19 protein-coding genes are annotated in these 24,716 nt (G+C 62.2%); 13 read left to right on the forward strand and 6 right to left on the reverse strand.

Going from position 1 to position 24,716, the window contains the following annotated elements; genetic code table 11:
• The first annotated feature begins 66 nt into the window (after positions 1-66).
• Positions 67-1,065 carry a GNAT family N-acetyltransferase gene (locus tag BLV41_RS04515; protein ID WP_074710772.1) on the forward strand — a complete coding sequence of 333 codons (999 nt, stop codon included), beginning with the start codon at positions 67-69 and terminating at the stop codon, positions 1,063-1,065.
• On the opposite strand, the gene BLV41_RS04520 is transcribed toward BLV41_RS04515, so the two are convergent.
• Complete coding sequence (locus BLV41_RS04520) at positions 1,062-1,580, reverse strand: DinB family protein (RefSeq protein WP_074710773.1); 519 nt, start codon at positions 1,578-1,580, stop codon at positions 1,062-1,064. The two genes, BLV41_RS04515 and BLV41_RS04520, sit on opposite strands and share 4 nt — an antisense overlap.
• Positions 1,581-1,694: 114 nt before the next feature.
• Entirely contained in the window at positions 1,695-4,304 is a 2,610-nt protein-coding gene (locus tag BLV41_RS04525) for a DNA gyrase/topoisomerase IV subunit A (RefSeq protein WP_083360597.1), read from the reverse strand.
• An 84-nt stretch (positions 4,305-4,388) separates the two neighbouring features.
• On the opposite strand from BLV41_RS04525, the gene BLV41_RS04530 reads away from it, so the two are divergent.
• From BLV41_RS04530 to BLV41_RS04540, 3 genes are all read left to right on the forward strand, one after another.
• Positions 4,389-7,064 (forward strand): bifunctional acetate--CoA ligase family protein/GNAT family N-acetyltransferase, encoded by a 2,676-nt coding sequence (locus BLV41_RS04530; protein ID WP_074710774.1) that lies wholly within the window; start codon positions 4,389-4,391, stop codon positions 7,062-7,064.
• Positions 7,065-7,129: 65 nt separating this feature from the next.
• Positions 7,130-7,825: a DUF5998 family protein gene (locus BLV41_RS04535; protein WP_170835419.1), complete on the forward strand. Its 696-nt coding sequence runs from the start codon at positions 7,130-7,132 to the stop codon at positions 7,823-7,825.
• 16 nt (positions 7,826-7,841) lie between these two features.
• Positions 7,842-9,044, forward strand: coding sequence for an alkaline phosphatase family protein (locus tag BLV41_RS04540; protein WP_244516730.1), 1,203 nt, complete (start codon positions 7,842-7,844; stop codon positions 9,042-9,044).
• An 82-nt stretch (positions 9,045-9,126) separates the two neighbouring features.
• Here the strand turns inward: BLV41_RS04540 and sepH are convergent, their stop codons facing one another.
• Complete coding sequence (sepH, locus tag BLV41_RS04545; protein ID WP_074710776.1) at positions 9,127-10,410, reverse strand: septation protein SepH; 1,284 nt, start codon at positions 10,408-10,410, stop codon at positions 9,127-9,129.
• A 255-nt stretch (positions 10,411-10,665) separates the two neighbouring features.
• Between sepH and BLV41_RS04550 the strand changes: the two genes are divergently transcribed.
• On the forward strand, positions 10,666-10,971 hold the full coding sequence (locus tag BLV41_RS04550; RefSeq protein ID WP_044573574.1) for a DUF4193 family protein: 306 nt from the start codon (positions 10,666-10,668) through the stop codon (positions 10,969-10,971).
• 4 nt (positions 10,972-10,975) lie between these two features.
• Here BLV41_RS04550 and BLV41_RS04555 read toward each other — a convergent pair whose 3' ends face one another.
• Positions 10,976-11,473 carry a DUF3093 domain-containing protein gene (locus BLV41_RS04555; protein WP_074710777.1) on the reverse strand — a complete coding sequence of 166 codons (498 nt, stop codon included), beginning with the start codon at positions 11,471-11,473 and terminating at the stop codon, positions 10,976-10,978.
• Positions 11,474-11,614: 141 nt separating this feature from the next.
• Here BLV41_RS04555 and dut point away from each other — a divergent pair, with 141 nt between their 5' ends.
• The 4 genes from dut (at position 11,615) to BLV41_RS04575 (ending at position 14,085) form a co-directional block, all read left to right on the forward strand.
• The gene (dut, locus tag BLV41_RS04560; protein ID WP_044573567.1) at positions 11,615-12,103 is read left to right on the forward strand and encodes a dUTP diphosphatase; all 489 of its coding nucleotides are present in this window, start codon (positions 11,615-11,617) and stop codon (positions 12,101-12,103) included.
• 93 nt (positions 12,104-12,196) lie between these two features.
• A complete protein-coding gene (locus BLV41_RS04565; RefSeq protein WP_074710778.1) occupies positions 12,197-12,973 on the forward strand; it encodes a DUF3710 domain-containing protein in 777 nt (258 codons plus the stop codon).
• Positions 12,974-12,984: 11 nt separating this feature from the next.
• On the forward strand, positions 12,985-13,314 hold the full coding sequence (locus tag BLV41_RS04570; RefSeq protein WP_044573561.1) for a single stranded DNA-binding domain-containing protein: 330 nt from the start codon (positions 12,985-12,987) through the stop codon (positions 13,312-13,314).
• Entirely contained in the window at positions 13,315-14,085 is a 771-nt protein-coding gene (locus tag BLV41_RS04575; protein WP_050070199.1) for a DUF3159 domain-containing protein, read from the forward strand. It abuts the gene before it with no gap.
• 69 nt (positions 14,086-14,154) lie between these two features.
• On the opposite strand, the gene BLV41_RS04580 is transcribed toward BLV41_RS04575, so the two are convergent.
• Together BLV41_RS04580 and BLV41_RS04585 are read right to left on the reverse strand one after the other, a co-directional pair.
• Positions 14,155-14,814, reverse strand: coding sequence for a potassium channel family protein (locus tag BLV41_RS04580; RefSeq protein ID WP_074710779.1), 660 nt, complete (start codon positions 14,812-14,814; stop codon positions 14,155-14,157).
• Between the two features lie 2 nt (positions 14,815-14,816).
• Positions 14,817-15,488, reverse strand: a complete 672-nt coding sequence (locus tag BLV41_RS04585; RefSeq protein WP_044573555.1) for a potassium channel family protein — start codon at positions 15,486-15,488, stop codon at positions 14,817-14,819.
• Positions 15,489-15,591: 103 nt separating this feature from the next.
• Here BLV41_RS04585 and BLV41_RS04590 point away from each other — a divergent pair, with 103 nt between their 5' ends.
• The 4 genes from BLV41_RS04590 (at position 15,592) to BLV41_RS04605 (ending at position 24,477) form a co-directional block, all read left to right on the forward strand.
• Positions 15,592-17,562 (forward strand): APC family permease, encoded by a 1,971-nt coding sequence (locus tag BLV41_RS04590; RefSeq protein WP_074710780.1) that lies wholly within the window; start codon positions 15,592-15,594, stop codon positions 17,560-17,562.
• 5 nt (positions 17,563-17,567) lie between these two features.
• Positions 17,568-19,016 (forward strand): class I SAM-dependent RNA methyltransferase, encoded by a 1,449-nt coding sequence (locus tag BLV41_RS04595; RefSeq protein ID WP_074710781.1) that lies wholly within the window; start codon positions 17,568-17,570, stop codon positions 19,014-19,016.
• Between the two features lie 8 nt (positions 19,017-19,024).
• Positions 19,025-21,580, forward strand: coding sequence for an HAD-IC family P-type ATPase (locus BLV41_RS04600; protein ID WP_342028172.1), 2,556 nt, complete (start codon positions 19,025-19,027; stop codon positions 21,578-21,580).
• A gap of 68 nt (positions 21,581-21,648) precedes the next feature.
• The gene (locus BLV41_RS04605) at positions 21,649-24,477 is read left to right on the forward strand and encodes an aconitate hydratase (RefSeq protein WP_074710782.1); all 2,829 of its coding nucleotides are present in this window, start codon (positions 21,649-21,651) and stop codon (positions 24,475-24,477) included.
• The last annotated feature ends 239 nt before the right edge of the window (positions 24,478-24,716 follow it).

A 24,716-nucleotide genomic window follows, 5' to 3' on the forward strand; every position in this document is an offset into this window, starting at 1 on the left:
AATCCGCAGCGGGCGGCCCCACAACCGGTGGGGGAAAATTAACCTCTCACGGCCTAGGCTGGGGACATGACATCGACGCAAACTGTGCCCTGGCCCGTGGTTCCCGGACTGGTGTTTCGGCCATTGACCGTGGCGGATGCCGGCGCGTGGCTGGAGCTGGTGGTTCGTATTGCCGAGGCGGAGGACGCGCCTTGGCACGACCAGCTCTCGGACCTCATGGAGGTGTTGGGGTCTGCGATCAACCCCGCCGCGGAGAACACACTTGTGGGCGTGGATGAATACGGTGTGCCGCGCGTCTACGGCTATGTGGCAAAAAGTGTTGGTGGACCCGTGGCGTTCGTCTTTGGCGGCGTGGATCCGTTGTGGCAACGCAGGGGCATCGGCGCCGCTGTACTGGCGTGGCAGCAGGGTGCGTCGAGGGCCCGATTCGCCGCGGAGGGTCAGGCGGGCGCCGCCGCCCGTTGCTATTCCCGCGAAGGGAATGTGCCCCATGAAGCGTTGCTGGCGGCCTCCGGCTTTGGCATGGTCCGGTATTTCACCGAGATGGAGCGCCCGCTCACGGAACTTCCGGCACCGGTTCCCGTCAGTGGTGTAAGCCTGGTGCCGTTCACGCGTGAGCTGGGTGAGGCTGTGCGACTTGCGCACAATGAGGCCTTTGCCGACCATTGGGGCTCCGAATCCCGCAGCCCGGAAAAGTGGGAGTACTTTCTGGGGCATGAAAGCTTCCGGCCGGACCTGTCCTCCGTGGCGCTTGACGACTCAACGGGCGAGGTGGCCGGCTACCAAATGTCCATGTACGACGCCGATGCCTTCGCCAAGGAAGGCCGCCGCTGCGGATACACGGACATTCTTGGGGTGCGCCGGGCCTGGCGCGGGCGGGGCATTGCCCCGGCGCTCCTGTGTGATGCCATGGCCCGCTACAAGGTCGCCGGCATGGATGCGGCAACCCTTGATGTGGACACCGAGAACCCCAGTGGGGCAGTGGGCCTCTACAGAAATTTGGGTTACACAGCCATCCCTGGGCGAGTGACCATAGCGTGGGACAAGGAACTCCTGCCGGTTTAGGCGTTGACGTCGTGCAGGTGGTGGACCACGTCATGGAGAAAGTAGCCGGCCAGCGTCAGCACCGTGAATTCGGAGCCATTGCTGCGCAGGCCGCGACGGCCCCACTGGCCTTCCTCCACTGCACCAAAGGCGGCTGCGGCGTCGAGCCCGTTTTGGACCAGCTCCTGCGAGACCACCTCGGGGTCGAGTGCCGAGTAGTTGCCATCAAGGGCGGCCTGGTCCTGATCCCAGTTGGCAAAAGTGGGCGTTTCTTCGCGCAGCATGAGTTCCAGCCTTGCCGTGAATACGTCAAAGACGTCCCTGACATGGGCGCCGTACTCCAGAATCGACCACGTGCTGGCGTTGGGACGGATCTCTGCATCTGCCCGACGCAGGGCTCCCTGCCAGCGCGGGAGAATCTCCGGGAGCATGGTGGCCGCCGTGGAGGGGGTGGCCGTCGCTGCGCTGAATCCGCACTCGGGGCACGTCCGTTCCAGTACCCAGGTCCAGTCTTTGTCTTCAGAAATGATCGCCATGCGGCCATTCTAAGCTGACACCGAGAGATCATGCCGTGAGTTACCCGTCAGCCTTGGCTATCCGCTGCCGGTCAGGCAACTGCGGATGGCCAGGGCGCCATGGAAAGTAATATTTCAGTCCAGGGGCAACTCAAAAGCTTCCTGGGTGGTGGCCGGAATCGGCTCGGGATCAACCGCCGGTGCGGACACGGGTGGTGCCGCGGCGGCAGTCGTCGGAGCAACCCCGGGGTTGGCCGGAGCCGCTCCATCCAGGCTTGGTCCCACGAGGTCGATCGCGGCACCAAGGGCCACGCCGGATCCGTCCCGGTGACCATGCTCCACCGGCAGGGCACGCACCACACCCGAGCTTGTGGACGCCTTAGCCGGGCCATGCCCGGCCCACGCCACGAACAGCCGGTCCTCACCCTTGAGGAAACGGTGTGCCCGCACGCCACCGGTTGCGCGGCCCTTGGCTGGGTACTCGGAGAACGCCGTGACCTTGGCAGAGCCCGACGGCGTCCCGGGCAGTGCGTCCTGCCCGCCGGCCACCGTGACCACCACGGCCTCGGAATCGGTGGGGGATACCACCCCGAAGGACAAAACAACGTCCCCTGCGCCGAGCTTGATGCCGGCCATGCCACCGGCCGTGCGGCCCTGGGGCCGGACAATGCCGGCACTGTACCGAAGCAGCTGGGCGCCTTGCGTCAGGAACACGAGGTCGTCGTCGTCCGTGGCGACACCGGCCCCCACCACATAGTCCTTGGGCTTGAGGGAAATGTACTCCCAATCGTCACGGTTCAACGGATACTCAGGGGTCACACGCTTGACCACACCGGTGGCGGTACCTACCGCAAAGGTGCTGTTCAGCGGAACAAAGCCCACGAGCGATTCGCCCTTGGTCAGTGTGATGAAATCTTTGGCCCCGACGCCGCCAGCCAAGTTCGGCAGGGCTGCCGTGGGCGGCAGGACAGGCATGTCCACCACCTGAAGCCGGAGCATGCGCCCCAAGGAGGTGAGCGCGCCAATTTCGGCGCGGGCACTGGTCTTGAGGACGGAGGAGAAGATATCGTGCTTACTGCGCCCGCCGGATTCAACCAGCGGATCTCCCGTGCTGGTCCGGGCAATCTGGCCCGTGGCACTGAGCAGCACCCAGCAGGGGTCATCAGCAATTTCCAGGGCCAGCGGGGCAGCCTTGCCGGCCTTCCCGCCAGGACCGGCCGCAAGGGCCTTGGCAACCGAGGGAGCCATGGCCTCGGACTCCAACAGCACAGTGCGGCGCGGTGTGGCGTACTTCGCGGCCACTTCACCCATCTCATCCGAGACCAGTTGGTGCAGTAGCTCCCCGGAACCCAGAATGGCCTCGAGTGCGGCGATTTCGCGGCGAAGTTCATCCCGTTCGGTTTCGAGCTCCACCATGGAGAAACGGGTGAGGCGGCGCAGCTGCAGGTCCAAAATGTAGTTGGCCTGGATCTCGGAGAGGTCGTAGATGGCCATGAGCCGTTCACGGGCCGCGGCAACCTCATCCGAGGTGCGGATGATCTGAATGACCTCATCGATGTCCACAATGGCGATGAGCATGCCCTCCACCAAATGCAGGCGGTCCTGTTTCTTGCCCAGCCTGAAAGCCGTGCGACGCCGGACCACATCAATACGGTGTGCCACAAAGACCTGCAGCAGCGGCAAGAGTCCCAGGGTCTGTGGCTGGCCGTCCACCAAGCAGACGTTGTTGATGCCGAAGGATTCCTCCAGCGGGGTGTATCGGTATAGCTGTTCCATGACGGCCGCCGGGTTAAAGCCGTTCTTGATTTCCAGGACCAGGCGCAAGCCGTTTTTGCGGTCGGAAAGGTCGATGAAGTCGGCAATGCCCACCAACTTTTTGTTGTTGACGGCGTCCTTGACTTTTTCCTTGACCTTTTCCCCACCCACCAGGTACGGCAGTTCCGTGACCACCAGGCCCACCTTGCGCGGTGAGAGTTGTTCGACGGCGATCTTGGCCCGCGTCTTGAAGGAACCCCGGCCGCCTGCGTAGGCGTCCCGGATTCCCTGCAGCCCCACGATCCGCCCGCCCGAGGGCAGGTCCGGGCCCGGCACGTATGCCATGACGTCCTCAAGGGTGGCGTCCGGGTTCGCAATGAGGTGCTGGGCGGCGGCAATAACTTCGCCGAGGTTGTGCGGGGCCATGTTGGTGGCCATGCCCACCGCAATGCCACTGGCACCGTTGACAAGAAGGTTCGGGTAGGCGGCCGGCAGCACGGAGGGCTGCATCATCTGGTTGTCATAGTTGGGCACAAAGTCCACAACGTTTTCATCCAGGTTCCCGGTCAACTCCAGTGCCGCGGCAGCCATTCGGGCCTCGGTGTAACGCGGGGCGGCGGGGCCGTCGTCGAGCGAGCCGAAGTTGCCGTGCCCATCGATGAGCGGCAGGCGCAGCGTCCAGTCCTGGGCCATGCGGACCATGGTGTCGTAGATTGCCGTGTCACCGTGCGGGTGCAGCTTTCCCATGACCTCGCCCACCACACGGGCACTCTTGACATGCCCCTTGTCCGGGCGCAACCCCATCTCACTCATCATGTACAGGATGCGTCGCTGCACAGGCTTGAGGCCGTCACGGGCGTCAGGCAGCGCCCGGGAGTAAATCACCGAATAGGCGTACTCCAGGAAGGAGCCTTCCATTTCACTTGAAACATCGATGTCAACGATGTTTTCAACGAAGTCGTCGGCTGCGGGAGGTTGGCGCTTGGCCATGATGGCAGTGGTTCCTTTTCTACATGGGGTGTTGCGAAACAGGCATGGACGCTAAAAAGTGCATCATGTCGGTACAGTGATTCTATGGTGAAGCCAGAGCCCGCACCCGTATATCCGGCCCATTGGGAGGCCGATGTTGTTCTCCGCGATGGTGGAACCGGGAATTTGCGCCCCATGACCGCCTCCGATGCGGACGCTGTCCAGGCATTTCACATGTCCCAGTCCCAAAATTCCATCTATATGCGCTTTTTTACGTTCAAATCCAAGCTCACAGTGAAGGAATTGCGTCGCTTCACCGAGCTTGACTACTTTGACCGTGTGGCATTTGTCATAACCCGCGGCGGAGAGATTATTGGGATCGGACGCTACGACAGGCTCGATGACCCCACGGAGGCCGAGGTTGCCTTCAATGTCTCCGATGCCAATCAGGGCAGGGGTGTGGGGTCCATCTTATTGGAACACCTTGCCGCGGCCGCCCGGGAAAACGGAATCTCCAAGTTTTCCGCCGAGGTCCTCCCGGAAAACCGCAAGATGATTCAGGTATTTTCCGAGGCCGGTTACGAGGTTCATCGCCACTTTGACGACGGCGTCATCTCCTTGCACTTTGAGATTGATCCCACGGACAAGTCCCGGGCAGTCATGGAATCTCGCGAACACCGTGCCGAGGCACGCAGCGTTGCCGGTCTCCTCGCGCCCAAGTCCGTGGCCGTGATTGGTGCCAGCCGTGCCTGGGGCAGCATCGGGCAGCAGCTGCTCGAACATGTGGTGGAAGGCAAGTTTTCCGGGGCCGTGCACGCCGTCAACCAGGACGCGCTGGAGGTCTCCGGCATGATGCCTTATGCCAGCATCGCGGAGGTGCCCGGACCTGTTGACCTTGCCGTCATTGCCGTGCCTTACGATCAGGTTCCAGGCGTGGTGGACCAATGCGGGAAGGCGGGCGTCAAGGGTTTGGTGATTGTCACCGCTGGTTTCGCGGACGACGGCGAACGCGGCCTTGCGCGGCAGCGCGCCCTGGTGCGCCAAGCCCGGGCGAACGGGATGCGGTTGGTGGGTCCGGCGTCGTTGGGCCTGGCCAACACGGATCCGGCGGTATCGCTGAACGCTTCCATGGCACCAGTTCTGGCACGCCAAGGCGGGCTGGGGATCTTCAGCCAGTCGGCGGCGTTGGGTGTCTCGCTCTTTGCCTCGATGACGAGGCGTGAACTAGGCATGTCCACGGTGCTTTCCGCGGGCAACCGGGCTGATGTCTCCGGCAACGACATGATGCAATTCTGGGAGGACGATCCCCAAACAACCGCGTGCGCCTTATATCTGGAATCCGTGGGCAACCCGCGGAAGTTTTCCCGCATCTCACGCCGACTCTCACGCAGTAAACCCGTCATCGTCGCCAAATCCGATTCCATGGGTTTGCGCCTGCCGCCGGGCCACGCGGTGCGCACCACCGCGGCGCCCGCAGGTGCCCTGGACGCCATGCTGCGCCAGTCCGGCGTGGTGCGTGTCAATACGATCGAGGAGCTCTCCGATGTGGCCCAGATTGTGGCAGGCCAGCCGCTGCCCAAGGGCCCGGGGCTGGCCATCATCGGCAATTCCGCCGCGATGGGCACAGTGGTGGCCGATTCGGCCGAACGGCACGGGCTGAAGGTAGTGGCCGTCCATGCCCGGCTGGAACTGGACACTGGTCAATCGCGGGCACTGCCCCTGCTTAAACGAACTGTCCTGCGTGCGCTGGGGGAGCCGGGCGTGGATTCGGCCATCGTGACCCTGCTGCCCGTGATTGGGCTGACCCTCGAGGCCATCGCGAAGACGCTGCAGGAGTGCTCCGTGGACTCGGGGAAACCAGTCATCGCCACCTTTACCGGCAACATGAACCCGCAGATCCAGGTCAACCGCCAGATGGCCGGCTCACTGCCGGCGTACTCAAGCCCTGGCGCGGCCACCGCAGCCCTCGCCGCCGTGACCCGCTACGTCCATTGGCTGACCCTGGACGCGCCGGTCTATGAGCAACCTGCCGGCGTCAACCCGCAGGCCGCCGAGGCGCTCCTTGACGCGTGGCTCAAGGACGTCGCGGGCGATGAGCTGCTCACCCTGGCCCCGGCACAGGTCAAGGCTCTTCTGGGTCACTACGGAATTTCGGTGCTTGAATCGGTGCCGTTTCGCACAGTGGATGAGGCAGTCACCGCGGCGGAGCGGCTGGGTTGGCCCGTTGCCATCAAGACCCTGGACTCGAGCCTGCGGCACCGCCTGGACCTGGGCGGCGTGCGCATCAATATTGAGAATGCGCAATCGCTACGGCGCAACATTGTGCAGATGCGCAAATTGCTTGAACCCTACGGGCAAAAGGAGCTGGAGGTGCAGTCCATGGCGCAAGTAGGTCAATCGTGTACCTTGCGCGCCATCGAAGACCCTCTCCTGGGGCCCGTGGTCTCTTTTGGCCTCTCCGGCGACGCCGTCGACCTCCTCGACGATTGGGCTCACAGGGTGCCGCCCCTGTCCACCGCGGACACCGCAGAGCTGATCAGGTCACCCCGGGCCTCCATCAAACTTTTTGGTTACGAAGGTCTGCCGCCGGGAAACATTGCGGCGTTGGAGGACCTTGTGGCCAGGGTTGCCATGCTCAAGGACGAACACCCCGAGGTTGCGTTTGTGGAATTCCGGCCCATCCTGGTGGGTCCCACCACCGTCACCGTCCTGGCCGTTGATGTGCGGATCGGCAATCCGGCCCAACGAACCGACAGCGCGCGGCGGGCCATGATTTCCTGAGGTCGTGGCCAGCGGCTGTCACTTCTGAGCCGCCCGGTTCGCAACGCTGCCGGCAAAGTGCGAAAATGGAGCATATGAACAGCTTCGGAGCCGGTGCCCCGGCCAACACGACGGCCCGTGAATTGGAAGCCGCTCTCCAGCGCTCGGGGTTTTATCCCCGACTTGTTGCGGATGTGGTCAATGACGCCTTGGACGGCCAGGAAAGCCTCTCGCACCTGGTCCATCTGGAAACCCACTTTGAGCGCAACGAAGTGCACCGGCACATCACGGTTCTGGCACTGACCGCGGAAATGCTCGTCATCACCCACGTTGACGATCATCAGTTGGATGAATCAGGCGAGCAGATGGTGGCCCAGGTGTCCACCGAATCCGTGCCGGTCAGCCAAATCAAATCAGTGGTGCTCAGCTATATTTACGCGCAACCACAGGACTACAAGCCTTCCGACCCCGCCCGTGAGCTCACGCTCGCCATCGCCTGGTCTGGAGGACAGCGGGTGGAGATGGGTCCGTCGTCGTGCGGGGATCCGGACTGCGACGCTGACCATGGCTACTCCGGCACCATCGCCCAGGAAGACATCGCCCTGCGCATCAGCGCCGAGGCGGAGGGCCTCCAGGCTGTTGCGGATGCCAAGGCCTTTGCTCGTGCCCTGCGTGCGGTGAACACGGGCGCGGTCAATGCTGGATCCAGCCATGCCCCGTTGCCCGGAAGTAAATTCCCGGTCTTCGGTGCACGTTTGGGCCGTTCCCATTACCGGCGCTAAGGGCGTGGCGCAGGCAGTGCTGACCACGCAACCGCAGTTGCCGGCTGCCCCGGGCTATGGAAAATCCAGTATTGGCGATGTGCTCACCAGCGCAGCAGCCGCCCTCGGTGCTCCCGATTTTGCGAATGTTTTGAAGTTGCCGGCAGCACCACGGATCTGTGTTGTGCTGGTGGACGGCCTGGGCAAGTCGCTGTTGAAACAACGGGCCTCCCACGCACCGTTCCTGCGGGGCGTCATGGCCCAGGACTCGGCGGGGGAATACACCCGGACCCTGCAAGCGGCGTTTCCGAGCACCACGGCAACCTCGATCACCGCCCTGGGTACCGGCGTCGTGCCCGGCCTGCACGGCATGGTTGGTTACGATATCCTTGATCCGCGCCAGGACAAAGTTGTGAATCTTTTGGGCAACTGGGATGCCGGGGTGGACCCGCTGACATGGCAGCCGTACCCCACCATCTTTGAGAAACTCGCACCAAGTGTTCCCGTGACCACTGTGAGCCTGCCGCACTTTGCCAACTCGCCCATGACGCGCGCGGCTCTGCGAGGCAGTGACTTCCGGGGGGTCCAGTCCACCACGGATCGGGTGGAGGTGGCAGCAGAGGCGTTGGCTGCCACACCCACCTCGCTTGTGTATTTGTACTGGAGTGAGTTGGACAAGGCCGGCCACGCCCATGGCTCCGACTCACCCGAGTGGGAACACAAGCTGGAAGAGCTCGACGCCGGCATGAAGCGGTTGGCGGCTGCGGCACCGGCCGACGCCTTGATCCTGCTGACGGCGGACCACGGCATGGTGGATGTTCCCCGCTCGGCCCGCATTGACTATTCCTTGTTCCCGGAACTGATCGACGGCGTGCGCCACACGGCGGGGGAGCCGCGCATGGTCCACCTGTACCTGGAAGCCGAATGTACCGAGGGTCACCGGCAACGGTTGATGGCCGCCTGGCTGGAGAAATTTGGCAAGAAGGCCTGGGTTGTCACCCGCGATGAGGCAATCGAGGCCGGATACTTTGGTGAGGTGAGTGAGAACGTTCGGGCCCGCATTGGTGACGTGCTGATCCTGGCCCGTGAATCCATTGCCTTCTACGACCTCCGCAGAGTGCGTCTGCAGGCCATGGACGTGGTGGGCCAACACGGTTCCATCACCAAGGCCGAACGGGAAGTTCCACTCTTGCGGATCCCCGTCACAGCCAAGCAGGCAAAAGGTAAAAAGCGGCGTTAGCAAATGGTGCTGCAGCAAGAAACAAGAACAGGACACCTCGAACTCTCTTGAGGTGTCCTGTTCTTTTTAGATTTGCGGCAGCTCAGTCGCCCTTGGTGCCGAAGACGATCTCATCCCAGCTGGGAACGCTTGAGCGTTTGGGCTTGCCCGCTGCCTTGCGCTCCAACCGTGCGGCGACTTCGCTGTCACTGGGACCGCCCTCGTCCGGGTCGCTGCTGTGGATGGATTTCGCAGCTACCTCAAAGACCGGTTCAGCCGTTGTTCGCATGGGGCGAAGACTCGTGGTGGGTTCCCCGGACAGGACAATTTCACGAGTCTCGGTGCTGACGTCGGAGACGCTGTCCAGCTCAGGCTCATCCTCTTCCAGGCGGGGAGCCAACTTCAGGAAGGGGATGGAACGCAAGCGTTCCCTGGGGGCCTCCGCCTCGACGTCCTCAACCGGTTGCTCAGCGGTTTCGGTTTCCGCGGTAGCCCCATAAAGAGCCTCGTCCCGTGGGTGTGCCCCCGGTACATGCGTGCCAAGCATCGCGGCGAGTTCGTCGTCGCCGTCTTCGTTAAGGCCAAGGCGGACGCCGCGGCGTGAACGCAACATGTCCAGCAGGCCTCCCTGGGCTGGGTAGGCCTCGTCCGTTTCGGTTGTGGCCGCTGCTTCTTCGGCTTCGCCTTCGGCAACCTCTGCCTCAACATCAAAGGGCTTGTCCATGACGGCGCTCAGTCGGCGTTCCGGAACCGGGCTGTCCAGCGGCTCGAGCTCACTAAGCTGCTGAGCCCAACGGTTGGCGTTATGCAGGGCCTTGCGGCTTGCATGGAAGCGCCACAGAGCCGGAGCCGGTTCGCCAATGCTGCTTGCGGCCCGTTCCGTGCCCGGGTCAAAGTCGGCGCTGATGGACCAGGCGCCAGCGCTGTCACGCCACGCGTCCCAGCGCAACGTTTTCGGATCGATCCCGAACGCGGCGAGGCGGTGCCTGACCATCTCGTCCAGGGATGCCGGAGCGTCGCCAAAGGCGGACTTGTAGCCATCATTATGCGGGGCCGGGGTGGCAACCTCGACGGCGCGGGCCTGGCTCGCGATGTATTCGCGTTCTGCCAGGACAGGTCCCTCATAGCGGCGGACCTGCTCCAGCGAGAGTCCGGATTCCTCGGCCACGTCAGCGGCACTGGATCCTCCCCGGATCATGCTCTGAATTTCCCGGGGTGTCATCCGGGTGCCTGAAGATTGAGCCACGCGTGAAGAGCGGTGGGCTGACTTGCCCACCGCTGTACGCAGCGCCTCGTCCAAGGGGAGAAGATAGATGTCCCCATCGGGACCACTAAGAAGCAGATTTCTGCCGTCATCGTGGACACCCACCAGCCGCAGATCAGCCATGCCGTCCTCCCAAAAAGTCTTTTAGTTCACTTCGAAACTTTGCCACCGATGTGCATAATTTCCTACTACCCGTGCAGGCGTGGCGTGAGAAGCCTTGAAGAATATGCCTCGCAGCACTCCAGATCGTGCCGGTACAGCTTAAGCCTGCTGCGAACGCGGGGTTCGTGCTGGCTGCCAAGAGACGCTTTCAGGTCTAGGGTATTTGCAGTATTTATTGTCCGCCACGGGTGGGCGGCTACTTTAAGGATAAGAACCATGACTACCGGCTTCCACCGGCCACGCGCATCCCGTCGGCAGACCGGGCCTGCGGCGGCAAACAACGCTCACGGAACGGTGCCGAACAAAGCGGCGCTGAACGCTGTGATTGATGTGGCAGATACCGAACTCGCAGAGTCCTATGAACTTCCTGGTGGAGAGCTGCCGCCGGACGAGCTGGCACTGGAAATTTTGGCAGAACAGCTCGATGAATTTACCTGCAGTTCCTGCTTCCTTGTGCGGCACCGTTCACAGCTGGCCCGCGAGAAAAACGGGCTCAAATTCTGCAAGGATTGCGAAGGCTGATGCTCTAGTCCTGATCGGGCTGAGCTTTTGTTGCCCCGCCCAGGGCTGCTGCCAGGTACTCGGGGTTGCGGGAGGACGTCAACCAGTACGGTGTACGGTCGGCCGGATCTGTAATCTCGATCTTCACAACGGGCTTGATCCAGCCGCGAATGCACAGGTACGCCAAGCCGTTCAGCAGCCGGCCGCGCTGTTCGAACGCCGCTTCACCGGTGTAGATGCTCACCTCGCCCACATATTGGCGCTCAATCTGGGCGCGGCCCACCCGGAGGGTATCGGCGGTGACCGAGATGGTGGGGGTGGTGGTTATCAGCATGGTCGAGAGCCCGATCAGCATAACGAAGAACGCAATAAAGCCGGCCGTGGGGCTAATGGGGATGAAAATCAGGATCGACGCCGCTGATAGTCCGACGACAATCACCCAGCCCCAAAAATTAGGCCACAGCTTCTCGGTGTAGTTTGCCGTTGAAGGGGATGTGGCGTTCTGCGGAGAGTGTGAAGACATGGGACTAGCTTTCCACCTTTTCACGAGTATTACACTTTGAGCCGAGCGGGCCGTCCGCGCCACATGGGGTGCCGGATCACGATAGAGTTGGCTGTTGTGACCCATGAGACTTTCCCAGCAGACCCCGTACACGCAGACCAAATGACGAACGGCCAGGAGCGCCAGGAGCAAGGCCGCCCAACCCTCAGCGTGCAATTGCGCATGCTCGACGACGGGATCGCGCCTCCCAGCTACGCTCACCCGGGCGATGCCGGGGCAGACCTGCGCACGCGCATCGACGTTGTTCTGGCGCCGGGAGAACGCGCGCTGGTGCCCACCGGTGTCAGCATCGCACTTCCCTTTGGCTTTGTGGCCCTGATCCACCCCCGCTCCGGCCTGGCCACCAAGTCCGGCCTGACCATCGTCAACAGCCCCGGTACGGTTGACGCCGGCTATCGCGGCGAGTTGTCCGTGACGCTGTTGAACACCGATTCCCACCATTCCATCTCCTTGTCACGGGGCGATAGAATTGCGCAAATGGTGATCCAGCGGGTGGAAACGGCAGAATTCATTGCTGTGGACGAGTTGCCGGATTCGGTCCGCGGCACCGGTGGATTCGGATCCACCGGCGGTTTCACGCCGTCGGCCTGAGGCTCCAGCTTCACAAGGTGCCGCAGGTGGCGCCCACGTCTTGACTGCTTCATCATTTACTTCAACAAAAAACTTCAAGGAGTCTTTAATCCCATGGCTTTTGGGTTCGGTAAGAAAAAGAAGAACAGCGTCAACGATTCCGAGGATATCCAGACTGAATCTGGTGCCCCGGAAGGGAATGCGAATCAGGCGGCGTCCTTGAGCCTGCCTCCCAACCCCGCGGACACCGCCTATGAGCGCAGCGTCCACGGTCCCTTGGACGAATCGGAAGTTCCCGCCACGGACGGCTATGTGGATCTGGGTGCGCTGCTCGTCACGCCCCGTGAAGGCCTCTCGCTGCGTCTTGAAGTTGAAGAGAGCACCTCACGGGTTATTGCCGTGACCCTGGACCTCAATGGTTCGAGCTTGCAGTTGCAGGCTTTCGCCGCCTCCCGCTCTGAGAAGCTGTGGCGCGATATCCGCGAGCAGATTGGCCTTTCCGTGGGTTCACAGGGTGGCGAGATTGAGATTCTCGATGGCACCTTTGGCAAGGAAGTTTTGGCCAAGGTCCCGGCTCAAGCCTCCGACGGCAGCAAGGGATTCCGCGTTGCCCGCTTCATTGGCGTTGACGGTCCGCGTTGGTTCCTCCGTGGCGTCCTGGGCGGCACCGCCGCAGTTGACAGTGACGCCGCAAAGGACCTGGAGGACCTGTTCCGGGGCGTTGTGGTGGTGCGCGGCGAAACACCGCTGCCCCCGCGTGACCTGTTGCTGCTGCGCCTGCCCAAGGACGCCGTCGCAGGGCCACAGGGACAGGTGGCTGCCGACCACGCAACCCCCGCACAGGGTGGCGAGCCGTTCCGTCGCGGACCTGAAATCACGGCGATCGGCTAACTTTGGCGCCCATGCACCAAGGTGACTGGCCCGAACCCGTTGCCATTAGTGACCTGCCACGGCGTGGCCGGGCTATTTGCACGGGAGTCATTGACGCCGTCACGATCCTGCCGGCGTCGATCGCCCCGGCTTACACGGTCATCATGACCGACAGGGAATTTCACCGTGTCGCCAACGATGGCGGCAGTCACCGCCTACGCCTGGTCTGGATTGGCCGACGCCGGATGCCCGGTATTATTGCCGGCACCCGATTGCGTGTTGAGGGGATGGTCTCGCTCCGCGATGGCCTGCCCACAATGTACAACCCACGCTACGAAATCATTGGAATTCAGGAGAGCTAGTTGAGTCAGCAGAGCCCCGAGGAAACCTCGCCCAGCGATGAGGCCAGCAATTCCAGCGGCGACGGCGCATCTGTGCCGCCCGAACGCCCAATTGCCGAGGGGCAGCCGGCCGGAGCCTTTGCCGGGATCGCCCAGGAAATGGCCGCCAAAAATCCACTGGTCCGCAAGGACAATGGGCATATTGACCTATTGGCCGCTGCCGGGGGAGTCAGGGGAATCGCCGAGAGCATTCTGCCTGGCCTGGTCTTCCTCGTAGCGTTCACCGTGACCCGAGACCTGACCACCGCCCTGGTCGGTTCCGTTGCCATGGCAGCGGTATTTCTCGTTGCCCGACTGATCCAGCGGACACCCTTGACGCAGGCCCTGGCCGGTATTGTCGGCGTCGCACTTTCAGCGTTTCTGGCCATGAAAACCGGCAAAGCCGAGAACTACTATCTGGTGGGTTTTTACACCAACGCCGGATACATTGCGGCCCTGGTAGTTTCCATTGCCGTGCGCTGGCCTGTTTTGGGACTGTTGTTTGGCTATGCCCGAAACGAAGGACTGCGCTGGCGCGGCGAACCCGAGCGGTTGCGTGCCTACCGTGCCGCCACCTGGATTTTGGTGGGGGTCATGGCGGCCCGGCTCGTGGTTCAGCTGCCGCTGTACCTGACTGAACACGTCGATGCGCTCGGCGCCATGCGGCTGATCATGGGTGTGCCGCTGTACGCGTTTGGGCTTTGGATCGCCTGGCTCATCAGCAGGCCCGTTGGCCAAGCCAAGGACTCTTAGCAAAGTGAAGGGCCTGGTTAGTCGAGAATCTCGACCAACCAGGCCCTTCGTATATCCAAGCTGGGTGGGCTACTGGGTTGAGAGCAGGGCACGCAGATCGTTTTCCGCGGCGATGGTGGTGACGAAGAACAGTTCATCGCCGCCCTCCACAACATCGTCGGGGCTGGGAGTGATGGGGGCTTCATCGCGCAGAATGGCCACCAGTGTTGAATCCTGCGGCCACTCGATCGCACCCACTGTCTGCCCAATGATGTGAGATTCAGAAGGAACCGTGAACTCCACGAGCGACGCCACACCTGCCTGAAGCGTCAGAAGACGGACCAGGTCACCAATCTCCACCGCCTCCTCCACAAGTGCCGTCATGAGCCGCGGGGTGCTCACGGCCACGTCAACACCCCAGGAATCGTCAAACATCCAATCGTTCTTGGGGTTGTTGACCCGGCCCACGGTGCGCCCCACCCCAAATTCAGATTTAGCCAGAAGGGAGACCACAAGGTTGACCTTGTCATCTCCCGTTGCTGAAACCACCACATCGGCGTTTTCAAGCTTGGCCTCCCGCAGCGTGGTGATCTCGCAGGCGTCGCCCACCAGCCACCTGGCACCCCGCAGCCCGCTCTTGCCGATGACCTCAGGCTTGGGGTCAATCAGCAAGGTGTCGTGGCCGTTGGAGAGAAGTTCCTTGGCAATGGAACAGCCAACGCTGCCCGCACCAACAATGACGACCAACATGGTTAGGACTCCTTCGCTGGCGGCGTGGACAAAATATGCATGACATCGGCCGATTGGGTGCCAACCACCATGGCGTGGACGGTATCGCCTTGTTGGTAGCTCGTGTCCGGACCGGGAAGCATCCCTTCACCAAACCGGGTCAGATAGGCGACGCGGACCTGGGCGGCGTTTTCAATATCAAGAACGTGCCGACCAATCCAGCCCGGGTGCAACGAGAGTTCGGTCAGGATCAAGCGGCCTGAAGGTTCCCGGAAGTCGCCCTTGATGGCCGATTCCGGAAGGATCCGGCGCAACACCTGATCGGCGCTCCACCGCACGGCAGCCACCGTGGGGATGCCCAGGCGCTGGTAGATCTCCGCACGGCCAGGATCGTAAATGCGGGCCACGACGTGCTCAACATGGAAGGTCTCGCGGGCTACGCGGGTGGCCAAAATGTTGGAGTTGTCGCCGCTGGAAACGGCTGCAAAAGCGTAGGCATTTTCAATGTCTGCCTGCTTGAGTGTGTCCTGGTCAAATCCAACGCCCGTCACCTTGCGCCCGGTGAATCCAGTCCGCAGGCGGCGAAAGGCGCGTTCGTCCTGATCGATGATGGCCACCGAATGGCCGGAATCCTCCAAGGCGTGGGCCAAGGTGGCGCCTACGCGTCCGCAACCCATGATCACGAAATGTGCCACTGATGCTCCTTGTTGTTTCGGTACCCTCGTTGTATCACTACATTCTCGCATCAGTTCATGCTGGCGCAGACCCACGGGGCAAGGTGGTGCTAGCGTTACCCGCGTGCTGAACTTCTTCAACGCGTTTAAGCGGATCCTTGTGGGGCGTCCCTACCGCAACGACAAACTTGCCCACACGCTGCTGCCTAAACGCATCGCCTTGCCCGTCTTCGCCTCGGACGCGCTGTCATCGGTGGCTTACGCCCCGGATGAAATCCTGCTCACCCTGGCCTTGGCCGGCGTGGCGGCGGTGTCACTGTCACCATGGGTGGGCTTGGCCGTCATGGTGGTCCTGCTGACTGTTGTGGCCTCATACCGGCAGAACGTGCACGCCTATCCCTCAGGTGGCGGTGACTACGAGATCGCCACCGTCAATCTTGGCAAGCGTTCGGGACTCACCGTGGCTTCGGCGCTCCTGGTTGACTATGTGCTGACCGTGGCCGTGTCCATGTCCTCCGCGGCGAACTACCTGGCCACGGCGGTGCCCGGCTGGCACGGCACCCAGGCCTTGATCGCCGTCGTAGGTGTCATCATCCTGGCCCTGGTCAATCTGCGCGGGGTGCGCGAGGCAGGCAGTGTTTTCGCCGTCCCCACCTACATTTTTATGTTCTGCATCTTCTCCATGACGGCAGCGGGCCTGTTCCAAGCCCTGACGGGATCCCTGGGCAAGGCGCCGTCGGCCGAGTTTGAGATTGTGCCCGAAGCTGCCTTCAACCAGGGACTTGTTGGCCTGGCTGGCGCGTTCCTGCTGCTGCGTGCCTTCTCCTCGGGCGCCGCAGCCCTGACAGGTGTTGAGGCCATCAGCAACGGTGTACCGAACTTCCGCAAGCCCAAGAGTAAAAATGCGGCCACAACGCTGCTGCTACTCGGAGCCATCGCTGCCGGCATGATGGCCAGCATTTTGTTCCTTGCCAATGCCACAGACGTTCACATCGTGGCGGACCCCCACACCGAGTTCTTGTTGAACGGCGTGGCGCTGCCCGAAGACTATGTGCAGAACCCGTCGATCAGCCAGATCGCGTCCACTATTTTTGGTGCCGGGTCCATCCCGTTCTTCATCATTGTTGCCGCAACGGGCGCCATTCTGGTTTTTGCCTCCAACACGGCCTTCAACGGTTTCCCGGTCTTGGCCTCCATCTTGGCCAAGGACGGCTACCTGCCCCGCCAGCTGCGTACCCGCGGCGACCGTCTGGCCTACAGCAATGGCGTACTGCTGCTGGCAGCAGGCGCCCTGGTGCTCATCATTTCCTTCAATGCTGATGTCACCCGGTTGATCCAGCTCTACATTGTGGGCGTTTTCATCTCCTTCACGGCCAGCCAGCTGGGCATGATCCGGCACTGGGGCCGGGAGCTGCTCAAGGTCAAAGACAAATCCGTGCGGTTCAAAATGATGCGCTCCCGGGTCATCAACTCCATCGGATTCTGCATGACCTTGACAGTCCTGCTCATTGTTTTGGTCACGAAATTTGAACAGGGCGCCTGGATTGCCCTGCTTGCCATGGCGGTCTTGTTTGTCATCATGTGGAGCATCCGCGCCCACTATGACAACGTCGCCAAGGAGTTGGCGGTCGAAACGGACTCGGCCATCAAGGCCCTTCCCGCCCGCATTCACGCGGTGATCTTGGTCTCGCACGTACGCAAGCCAGTCATGCGCGCAATAGCGTTCGCACGGGCGTCCCGGCCGTCAACACTGGAGGCAATCACCGTTGATTTGGACCCGGCAGAGACCGAAGCGACCATCGCGGATTGGGAGAGGCTGGCCATCCCGGTACCGTTGACTGTGTTGGCGAGTCCCTACCGGGAAACGCTGACGCCGCTGATCAGCCACGTTAAGGCCATGCGCAGGGATTCCCCGCGGGACTTGATTGTGGTCTACATCCCGGAATACGTGGTGGGCAAATGGTGGGAGCAGCTGGTGCACAACCAGACGGCCCTGCGCATTAAGACGCGGTTGCATTTTGAACCAGGAGTAGTGGTTGCCAGCGTGCCTTGGCAGCTGAAATCCTCCACTGACGCGAAGAAATATCAGGAATAGAGCCTATGAGCGAGCCCACCAGCACCCCCAGCCCCACCGTCACCCCCCGCCTCACCGTGACCGTGGGACCGGTGGCCCACGGCGGCCATTGCGTTGCCCGGCATGATGGCCGGGTCATCTTTGTCCGCCACGCCATTCCGGGTGAAACCGTTGAAATCGCGTTGACGGATCAAGGCGAGGAAGCAAAATTCTGGCGCGCGGATGTCACCCGCGTCGTGGAAGCCGCACCGGAACGTGTGGAGCACTTCTGGCCCGAAGCTGATGCATTGCGTGCAGGTGCCCGCAATGCTGCCCCCATCGGTGGTGCAGAATTCGGCCACGTTTCCCGCACCGGTCAGCTGGCCCTGAAAACTTCGGTGGTCCGTGAGCAGCTCGAACGCCTGGGCGGCCTCTCCGCTGAATTGGTCGATGCACTCTTTGCTGCCGGCGTTGAGGATGTTGATACCGCAGGTACGCCCGAGCAGCAGGCCGGGCTGGGCTGGCGCACCCGCGTAGGCTTCGCGGTTACACCGTCGGGCAGGTTGGGCATGCACGCCCACCGTTCACACGCCATCTTGCCGGTTCAGGAGATGCCGCTGGCGCTGCCGGCCATCAATGAGCTGCGCTTGTGGGAAATCGACTTCACCGGAATCGAACGTGTTGAGGTTGCCGCCCCCGCCAACGGCTCGGGCACCCTGGTGCTGCTGGCGCCGACGGCCGGACTGAGTGAAAAGGCTGCCGGAGCCGCCGTTAAGCGTGTGGCCCGTGCCTTGGCCGCCCTTGAACCTGCCCCCTCCGTGGCGCGCTGGAACCCTGAAAACAGTGCCATCGAGGTCATTAACGGCCGCGGCTGGGTCAGGGAAACAACCGACGATCACGAATTCCGTGTCACTGGTGACGGATTCTGGCAGATTCACCGCAAGGCCCCCAAGGTTCTCACCGACGCTGCCCTGGGTTACCTGCTCGAAGGCGGCTACCTTAACGACGGCGCCGATGTTGCCGATCTGTACGCCGGAGCCGGCCTGTTCACCGCACCGCTGGCAGACGCCGTTGGCAACGACGGCAGCGTGCTGTCCGTGGAAGGTTCCCCGGGAACCAGCCGGGACGCCAGGAAGAACCTGCACGCCAGCGAGCAGGTCGAAATCCTGCAGGGCCGTGTTGAGAAGATTCTGGGCACCCAGTCCCGCGCCTCGCACACGGAGGCAGGACAACGCCGCCGCTTTGACGCAGTGGTTCTTGATCCGCCGCGTGCAGGTGCCGGAAAGGCTGTGGTGCGCGCCCTCGTGGCCACCTCGCCGTCGGCCATTGCCTACGTTTCATGCGATCCGGCAGCCTTTGCCCGGGATGTAAAGTACTTCACCAACGCCGGATGGAAGGTTGAAAAGCTGCGTGCCTTCGATCTGTACCCGCACACCCACCACGTAGAGACCGTGGCATTGTTGGTTCCGGCAGCGAAAGTCACCACCACGAACTAGGAACGCCCTTGAACCACAGCGAATCCAAGGTCAGCCCTGCCCGGCGCGACCTCACCCGCAGCAAGCCCAAGGTCACGCTTCTGGCGGAACGGCGCGATGAACATCGCCGTTCCGCCATGGCGGCGGCGCGCGGCAAGCTGGCGCCCGTGGATCCCCTTGCCTTGGCGCGCGATGGGCTCACCACGGCCCAAGTTCATGAGCGGCACACGGCCGAGCTCAGCAACGCGGTGGCGCATGAAAGCAGCCGCAGCGTGTGGGCCATTGTTCGGGCCAACGTGTTCACGCTGTTCAACACGGTGCTGGGCAGCTGCCTGGTCTTGGTGCTGCTGGTGGGGGACCCCCGCGATGCCCTGTTTGGATTCATTGTGGTGGCCAATGCCGCCATTGGCGTGGTTCAGGAATACCGGGCAAAGCACACACTGGACAAGTTGGCCGTCCTCCATGCTCCCCGAGCCAGGGTGCGCCGCGGCGGCTCAGTGTTGGAACTCGCTGTGGCCGAGGTCCTCCAAGACGATCTCCTGCTGCTGCGGACCGGTGATCAAGTTCCCGCCGACGCTGTGGTGGTTGCCTCGGAGGGGCTGGAACTCGACGAATCACTGTTGACGGGGGAGTCGGATCCAGTGGCAAAGTCCGCCGGCGATTTAACCTTGTCGGGTTCGGCCGTGGTGGCCGGTCACGGTTCGGCACGCGTGCACCGGGTGGGCGCCGAGTCCTATGCCGCGGCGTTGACGGCCGAAGCCAGACGGTTCTCGCTGGTCAACTCGGAGATTCGCAACTCGATCAACCGAATCATCCTCTACATCGCATGGGCCCTGATTCCCATCATCGTGCTGGTTGTCAACGGCCAGATGAGCGCTCACGGCGGGTGGGCTGCCGCGATTGCCTCGGGGGATTGGCGTATCGCAGTAGTTAGTGCCGTGGCCAGCATTGTGGCCATGATTCCCGAAGGACTGGTGTTGCTGACCAGCATCTCCTTCGGCATGGCCGCCGTAACATTGGCCCGAAGCCAAGTACTCGTGCAGGAACTGCCGGCGGTGGAAGGGCTGGCCCGCGTCGACATGGTCTGCCTGGACAAGACCGGAACGCTCACCGAGGGCCGGATGGAGCTGGCAGGCACCACCGTGTTTGAGGAGGTCCCGGGATGGCGGCAGGTTCTGGCCTGGCTGGGCTCCCACCCCAACGCCAATGCAACCGCGGCAGCCTTGACCGCCACCTACAGCGAAAGCGTTGAGCAGACCCCCGCGACTGTGCTGGACTTTAGCAGCGCCCGAAAATTCGGCGCGGTGACCTTTGGTGCCGCTCCTGTTGCCGGCGATTGGGTGCTGGGTGCCCCTGAGATGGTCCTGCAGCCCGATTCCCACACCGAACCCCTCACGGCGGCTTTTGAGGCCGCTGGGCGCGGGCTGCGGGCCGTCGTTTTGGCGCACCGGGAGCAGCGACCCGCCACTAACGGAACTGGTGATCCCGTCTTTGACTTGGCGGGCCTGAAACCCGTGGCCCTGTTGGTCTTCAGGGAAAAGGTGCGCCCCGACGCCGCCGAGACTCTGGCCTACTTCCGTGAACAAGGTGTAGCCCTGAAAATCATTTCCGGCGACAACCCCAGGACGGTTGCCGCCGTGGCCAGGGACGTCGGTTTTGAATTTGATGGCGACGGATACGACGCGCGTGAATTGCCGGAGGATCTTGACGCCTTGGGCGATGTGCTGCAGCGCGAGAGTGTGTTGGGCAGGGTCACGCCCGAGCAGAAGAAAGCCATCGTGCTGGCCTTGCAAGGCGCAGGCCACGTCGTCGCCATGACGGGCGACGGCGTCAATGACGCTCTGGCTCTCAAACACGCCGACATCGGCATCGCCATGGGAAGCGGGGCGGCAGCCACCAAGGCCGTCTCGCGACTGGTGTTGCTCGATGGCCAGTTCTCACATCTGCCCGCAGTCGTGGCCGAGGGTCGTCGAGTCATCGCGAACGTGGAGCGTGTGGCCAACCTGTTCCTCACCAAAACCACCTACGCCATCATCATTTCGATCGTGATCGGCATCTTGATGTGGCGCTACCCGTTCCTGCCGCGGCAACTCTCGATCGTCAGTTCCATGACCATTGGCATACCTGCCTTCTTCCTGGCCCTGTTGCCCAACGCGCGCCGCTATCAACCCGGTTTCTTACGGCGAACGCTCATGTTCGCCATCCCCTCCGGCACCATTGTGGCAGCATGCATTATGGCCGTGTATTCCTACGCCGTTGCCTTCCCCAACCCCCTGTTGGAGCAAGAGCTGGCCGTGCGGGAAGCCCAAACTGCCGTCACCATGACTGTGCTCCTTGTAGCGCTTTGGGTTCTTGGCGCCTTGGCCCGCCCCTTCGACAAATGGCGGGCCCTGCTGGTGGCCGCCATGGTGCTGGGCCTGGCCTTGGTCATGGCTGTCCCGTTCGCCAGAAACTTCTTTGCCCTGGACATACCCCAGGGGTCCTTGTTAGCGGTTACTATTGCCGTGACTGCAACGGGATGTTTGGCGATCGAGTTGCTCTACCGTTTTCTGAAGAAGCGCGGGGCGGTCTCCGAGCGCGAGTAAGGCGTGCCTAACTGGCATCCTGCCCCGTGCGTGACCAAGATAAAAGCAGTGGCGAGAGGAGTCCATCAATGACAAATGTGGACAGTTTTGGTTCCAAGGGCGTACTTAATGTCGCCGGAACCGACTACGAGATTTTCCGACTGAACTCGGTAGAAGGCGCCAAGAGCCTTCCGTTCAGCCTCAAGGTATTGCTGGAAAACCTGCTTCGTACCGAAGATGGTGCGAACATTACAGCCGACCACGTACGTGCGTTGGCAGGTTGGGATCCCAGTGCGGAACCCGACACCGAAATTCAGTTCACCCCGGCACGCGTCATCATGCAGGACTTCACAGGAGTTCCCTGCATCGTTGACTTGGCCACCATGCGTGAAGCCGTCAAGGAACTCGGCGGAGACCCCACCCGTGTCAACCCCTTGGCGCCGGCCGAAATGGTCATTGACCACTCGGTTCAGATCGACGTCTTCGGCAACTCAGATGCCGTTGAGCGCAACATGGATATCGAATACCAGCGCAATGGTGAGCGTTACCAGTTCCTGCGCTGGGGCCAGACCGCCTTCGAAGACTTCAAGGTTGTTCCCCCGGGAATGGGCATTGTCCACCAGGTCAACATTGAGTACTTGGCCCGCACCGTCATGACCCGCGAGGTCGACGGAGTTCTTCGCGCCTACCCGGACACCCTGGTCGGAACCGACTCACACACCACCATGGTCAACGGCCTGGGCGTGTTGGGTTGGGGCGTTGGCGGCATCGAAGCTGAGGCAGCCATGCTTGGCCAGCCCGTCTCCATGCTCATCCCGCGCGTCGTCGGCTTCAAGCTGACCGGGTCCATCCCGGCCGGCGCCACGGCAACCGACGTTGTTTTGACCATCACGGAGCAGCTGCGCAAGCACGGCGTCGTTGGCAAATTCGTTGAGTTCTACGGCGAAGGCGTTGCCGGTGTGCCGTTGGCCAACCGCGCAACCATTGGAAACATGAGCCCGGAGTTCGGCTCCACGGCTGCCATGTTCCCGATCGACGAAGTCACGGTTGACTACCTGCGCCTGACCGGCCGCTCGGATGAGCAGCTGGCACTGGTTGAGGCTTACGCGAAGGAACAGGGCCTCTGGCACGATCCTTCCGTGGAGATCAAGTTCTCCGAGTACCTCGAGCTGGACCTGTCCACAGTGGTTCCCTCCATCTCCGGACCCAAGCGTCCGCAGGACCGGATCGAGCTGACCAACTCCAAGGAGCAGTTCCGTTCGGATCTGAAGAACTACGTCTCGGCAGATGCAAACGCTGACGGCAACACGGTTGATGAGTCCCTGGAAGAATCCTTCCCGGCCTCGGACGCCCCGTCCTTCACGCACCCGGACACGCACCAGCACGACACCGAGCGCACAGTGGTCTCCGCCGCCTCCGGTTCCAACGGTCGCCCGTCCAGCCCCATTCACGTCAAGAACGAATCAGGCGTTGAATTTGAGCTGGACCATGGTGCAGTCTCGATCGCCTCGATCACTTCTTGCACCAACACTTCCAACCCCTCAGTGATGCTCGCTGCAGCCGTTTTGGCCCGCAACGCCGTCAACAAGGGTTTGTTGTCCAAGCCGTGGGTCAAGACCTCCGTTGCTCCGGGCTCCAAGGTAGTCACCGACTACTACGAGAAGTCAGGGCTTGTTCCGTTCCTGGAGAAGCTGGGCTTCTACACGGTTGGTTACGGTTGCGCCACGTGCATCGGCAACTCCGGCCCGTTGGACACCGAAGTTTCGGCAGCTATTGCCGAAAACGATCTGTCCGTCACCGCTGTGCTCTCCGGTAACCGTAACTTCGAAGGCCGCATCAACCCGGACGTGAAGATGAACTACCTGGCCTCACCGCCGTTGGTTATCGCTTACGCCCTGGCCGGTTCCATGGACTTCGATTTCGACACCGACGCCCTGGGCCAGGATGCCGACGGCAACGATGTATTCCTCGCGGACATCTGGCCGAACCCGGTTGAGGTCCAGGAAGTCATGGATGCCTCGATTGACCGTGACATGTTCACGAACTCCTACGCCACCATCTTCGATGGCGACGATCGCTGGAAGGCCCTGGAAACACCCGAAGGCAACACCTTCGAGTGGGATCCCAAGTCCACTTACGTTCGTAAGCCCCCGTACTTCGAAGGCATGAAGGCAGAAGCCGATCCCGTCTCCGACATCGCCGGTGCACGTGTTCTGTTGAAGCTGGGCGATTCGGTCACCACCGACCACATCAGCCCCGCAGGTTCCTTCAAGTCCGAGACCCCGGCCGGCCAGTATCTGCTGGCCAACGGTGTTGAGCGCAAGGACTTCAACTCCTACGGCTCACGTCGTGGAAACCACGAGGTCATGATTCGCGGAACCTTCGCGAACATCCGCATCCGCAACCAGATCCTGGACAACGTCGAAGGTGGCTTCACCCGCGACTTTACCCAGGAAGGCGGCCCGCAGTCGTACATCTACGATGCGTCCGTCAACTACCAGGCTGCCGGCACCCCGCTGGTTGTCTTGGCTGGTAAGGAATACGGTTCGGGCTCCTCACGTGACTGGGCCGCCAAGGGCACCGCACTGTTGGGCGTCAAGGCTGTTGTTGCCGAGAGCTACGAGCGCATCCACCGCTCCAACCTCATTGGCATGGGCGTCCTGCCGCTGCAGTACCCGGCCGGTGTGAACGCTGCATCGCTGGGCCTGACTGGCACGGAAACCTTCTCCGTTGAAGGTGTGACCGAGCTGAACAACGGCACCACGCCCAAGACCCTCAAGGTCACCGCCGTTGCCGAAGACGGCACCTCGGTGAGCTTCGATGCCGATCTGCGCATCGACACACCAGGTGAAGCGGATTACTACCGTAACGGCGGCATCCTGCAGTACGTACTGCGTCAGATCTCCGCCAAGGCATAATCCCCACGTCCTCCCTGGATTGAGCCGCTAGCGCGACTTGATCCGGGGACCTCGGACGCGTGGGCACTTGCAAGACGCATGCAGGGCGGTCTTCGGGAAACCGAATACCCGCCCTGCATGCGTCTTGCCGCCGTTAAACGGTAGCGCCGGGGCGCGATTCGCGCCACTTATCGACCCGTGTTAGTCGCGTTCGGCAGTTGCAGCGGCGTGGACGCGATATTGTTAGACGTTGACTGTGG

This window comes from Arthrobacter alpinus (genome assembly GCF_900105965.1).
In the GTDB taxonomy this organism is placed as follows: Bacteria; Actinomycetota; Actinomycetes; order Actinomycetales; family Micrococcaceae; genus Specibacter; species Specibacter alpinus.

Coding starts and splice junctions, on each gene's coding strand:
- BLV41_RS04605 (WP_074710782.1), top strand. CDS start 21,649: ATGACAAATGTGGACAGTTTTGGTTCCAAGGGCGTACTTAATGTCGCC.
- BLV41_RS04530 (WP_074710774.1), top strand. CDS start 4,389: ATGGTGAAGCCAGAGCCCGCACCCGTATATCCGGCCCATTGGGAGGCC.
- BLV41_RS04515 (WP_074710772.1), top strand. CDS start 67: ATGACATCGACGCAAACTGTGCCCTGGCCCGTGGTTCCCGGACTGGTG.
- dut (WP_044573567.1), top strand. CDS start 11,615: ATGACGAACGGCCAGGAGCGCCAGGAGCAAGGCCGCCCAACCCTCAGC.
- BLV41_RS04520 (WP_074710773.1), bottom strand. CDS start 1,580: ATGGCGATCATTTCTGAAGACAAAGACTGGACCTGGGTACTGGAACGG.
- BLV41_RS04555 (WP_074710777.1), bottom strand. CDS start 11,473: ATGTCTTCACACTCTCCGCAGAACGCCACATCCCCTTCAACGGCAAAC.
- BLV41_RS04550 (WP_044573574.1), top strand. CDS start 10,666: ATGACTACCGGCTTCCACCGGCCACGCGCATCCCGTCGGCAGACCGGG.
- BLV41_RS04535 (WP_170835419.1), top strand. CDS start 7,130: ATGGAGCATATGAACAGCTTCGGAGCCGGTGCCCCGGCCAACACGACG.
- BLV41_RS04570 (WP_044573561.1), top strand. CDS start 12,985: ATGCACCAAGGTGACTGGCCCGAACCCGTTGCCATTAGTGACCTGCCA.
- BLV41_RS04525 (WP_083360597.1), bottom strand. CDS start 4,304: ATGGCCAAGCGCCAACCTCCCGCAGCCGACGACTTCGTTGAAAACATC.
- sepH (WP_074710776.1), bottom strand. CDS start 10,410: ATGGCTGATCTGCGGCTGGTGGGTGTCCACGATGACGGCAGAAATCTG.
- BLV41_RS04565 (WP_074710778.1), top strand. CDS start 12,197: ATGGCTTTTGGGTTCGGTAAGAAAAAGAAGAACAGCGTCAACGATTCC.
- BLV41_RS04595 (WP_074710781.1), top strand. CDS start 17,568: ATGAGCGAGCCCACCAGCACCCCCAGCCCCACCGTCACCCCCCGCCTC.
- BLV41_RS04580 (WP_074710779.1), bottom strand. CDS start 14,814: ATGTTGGTCGTCATTGTTGGTGCGGGCAGCGTTGGCTGTTCCATTGCC.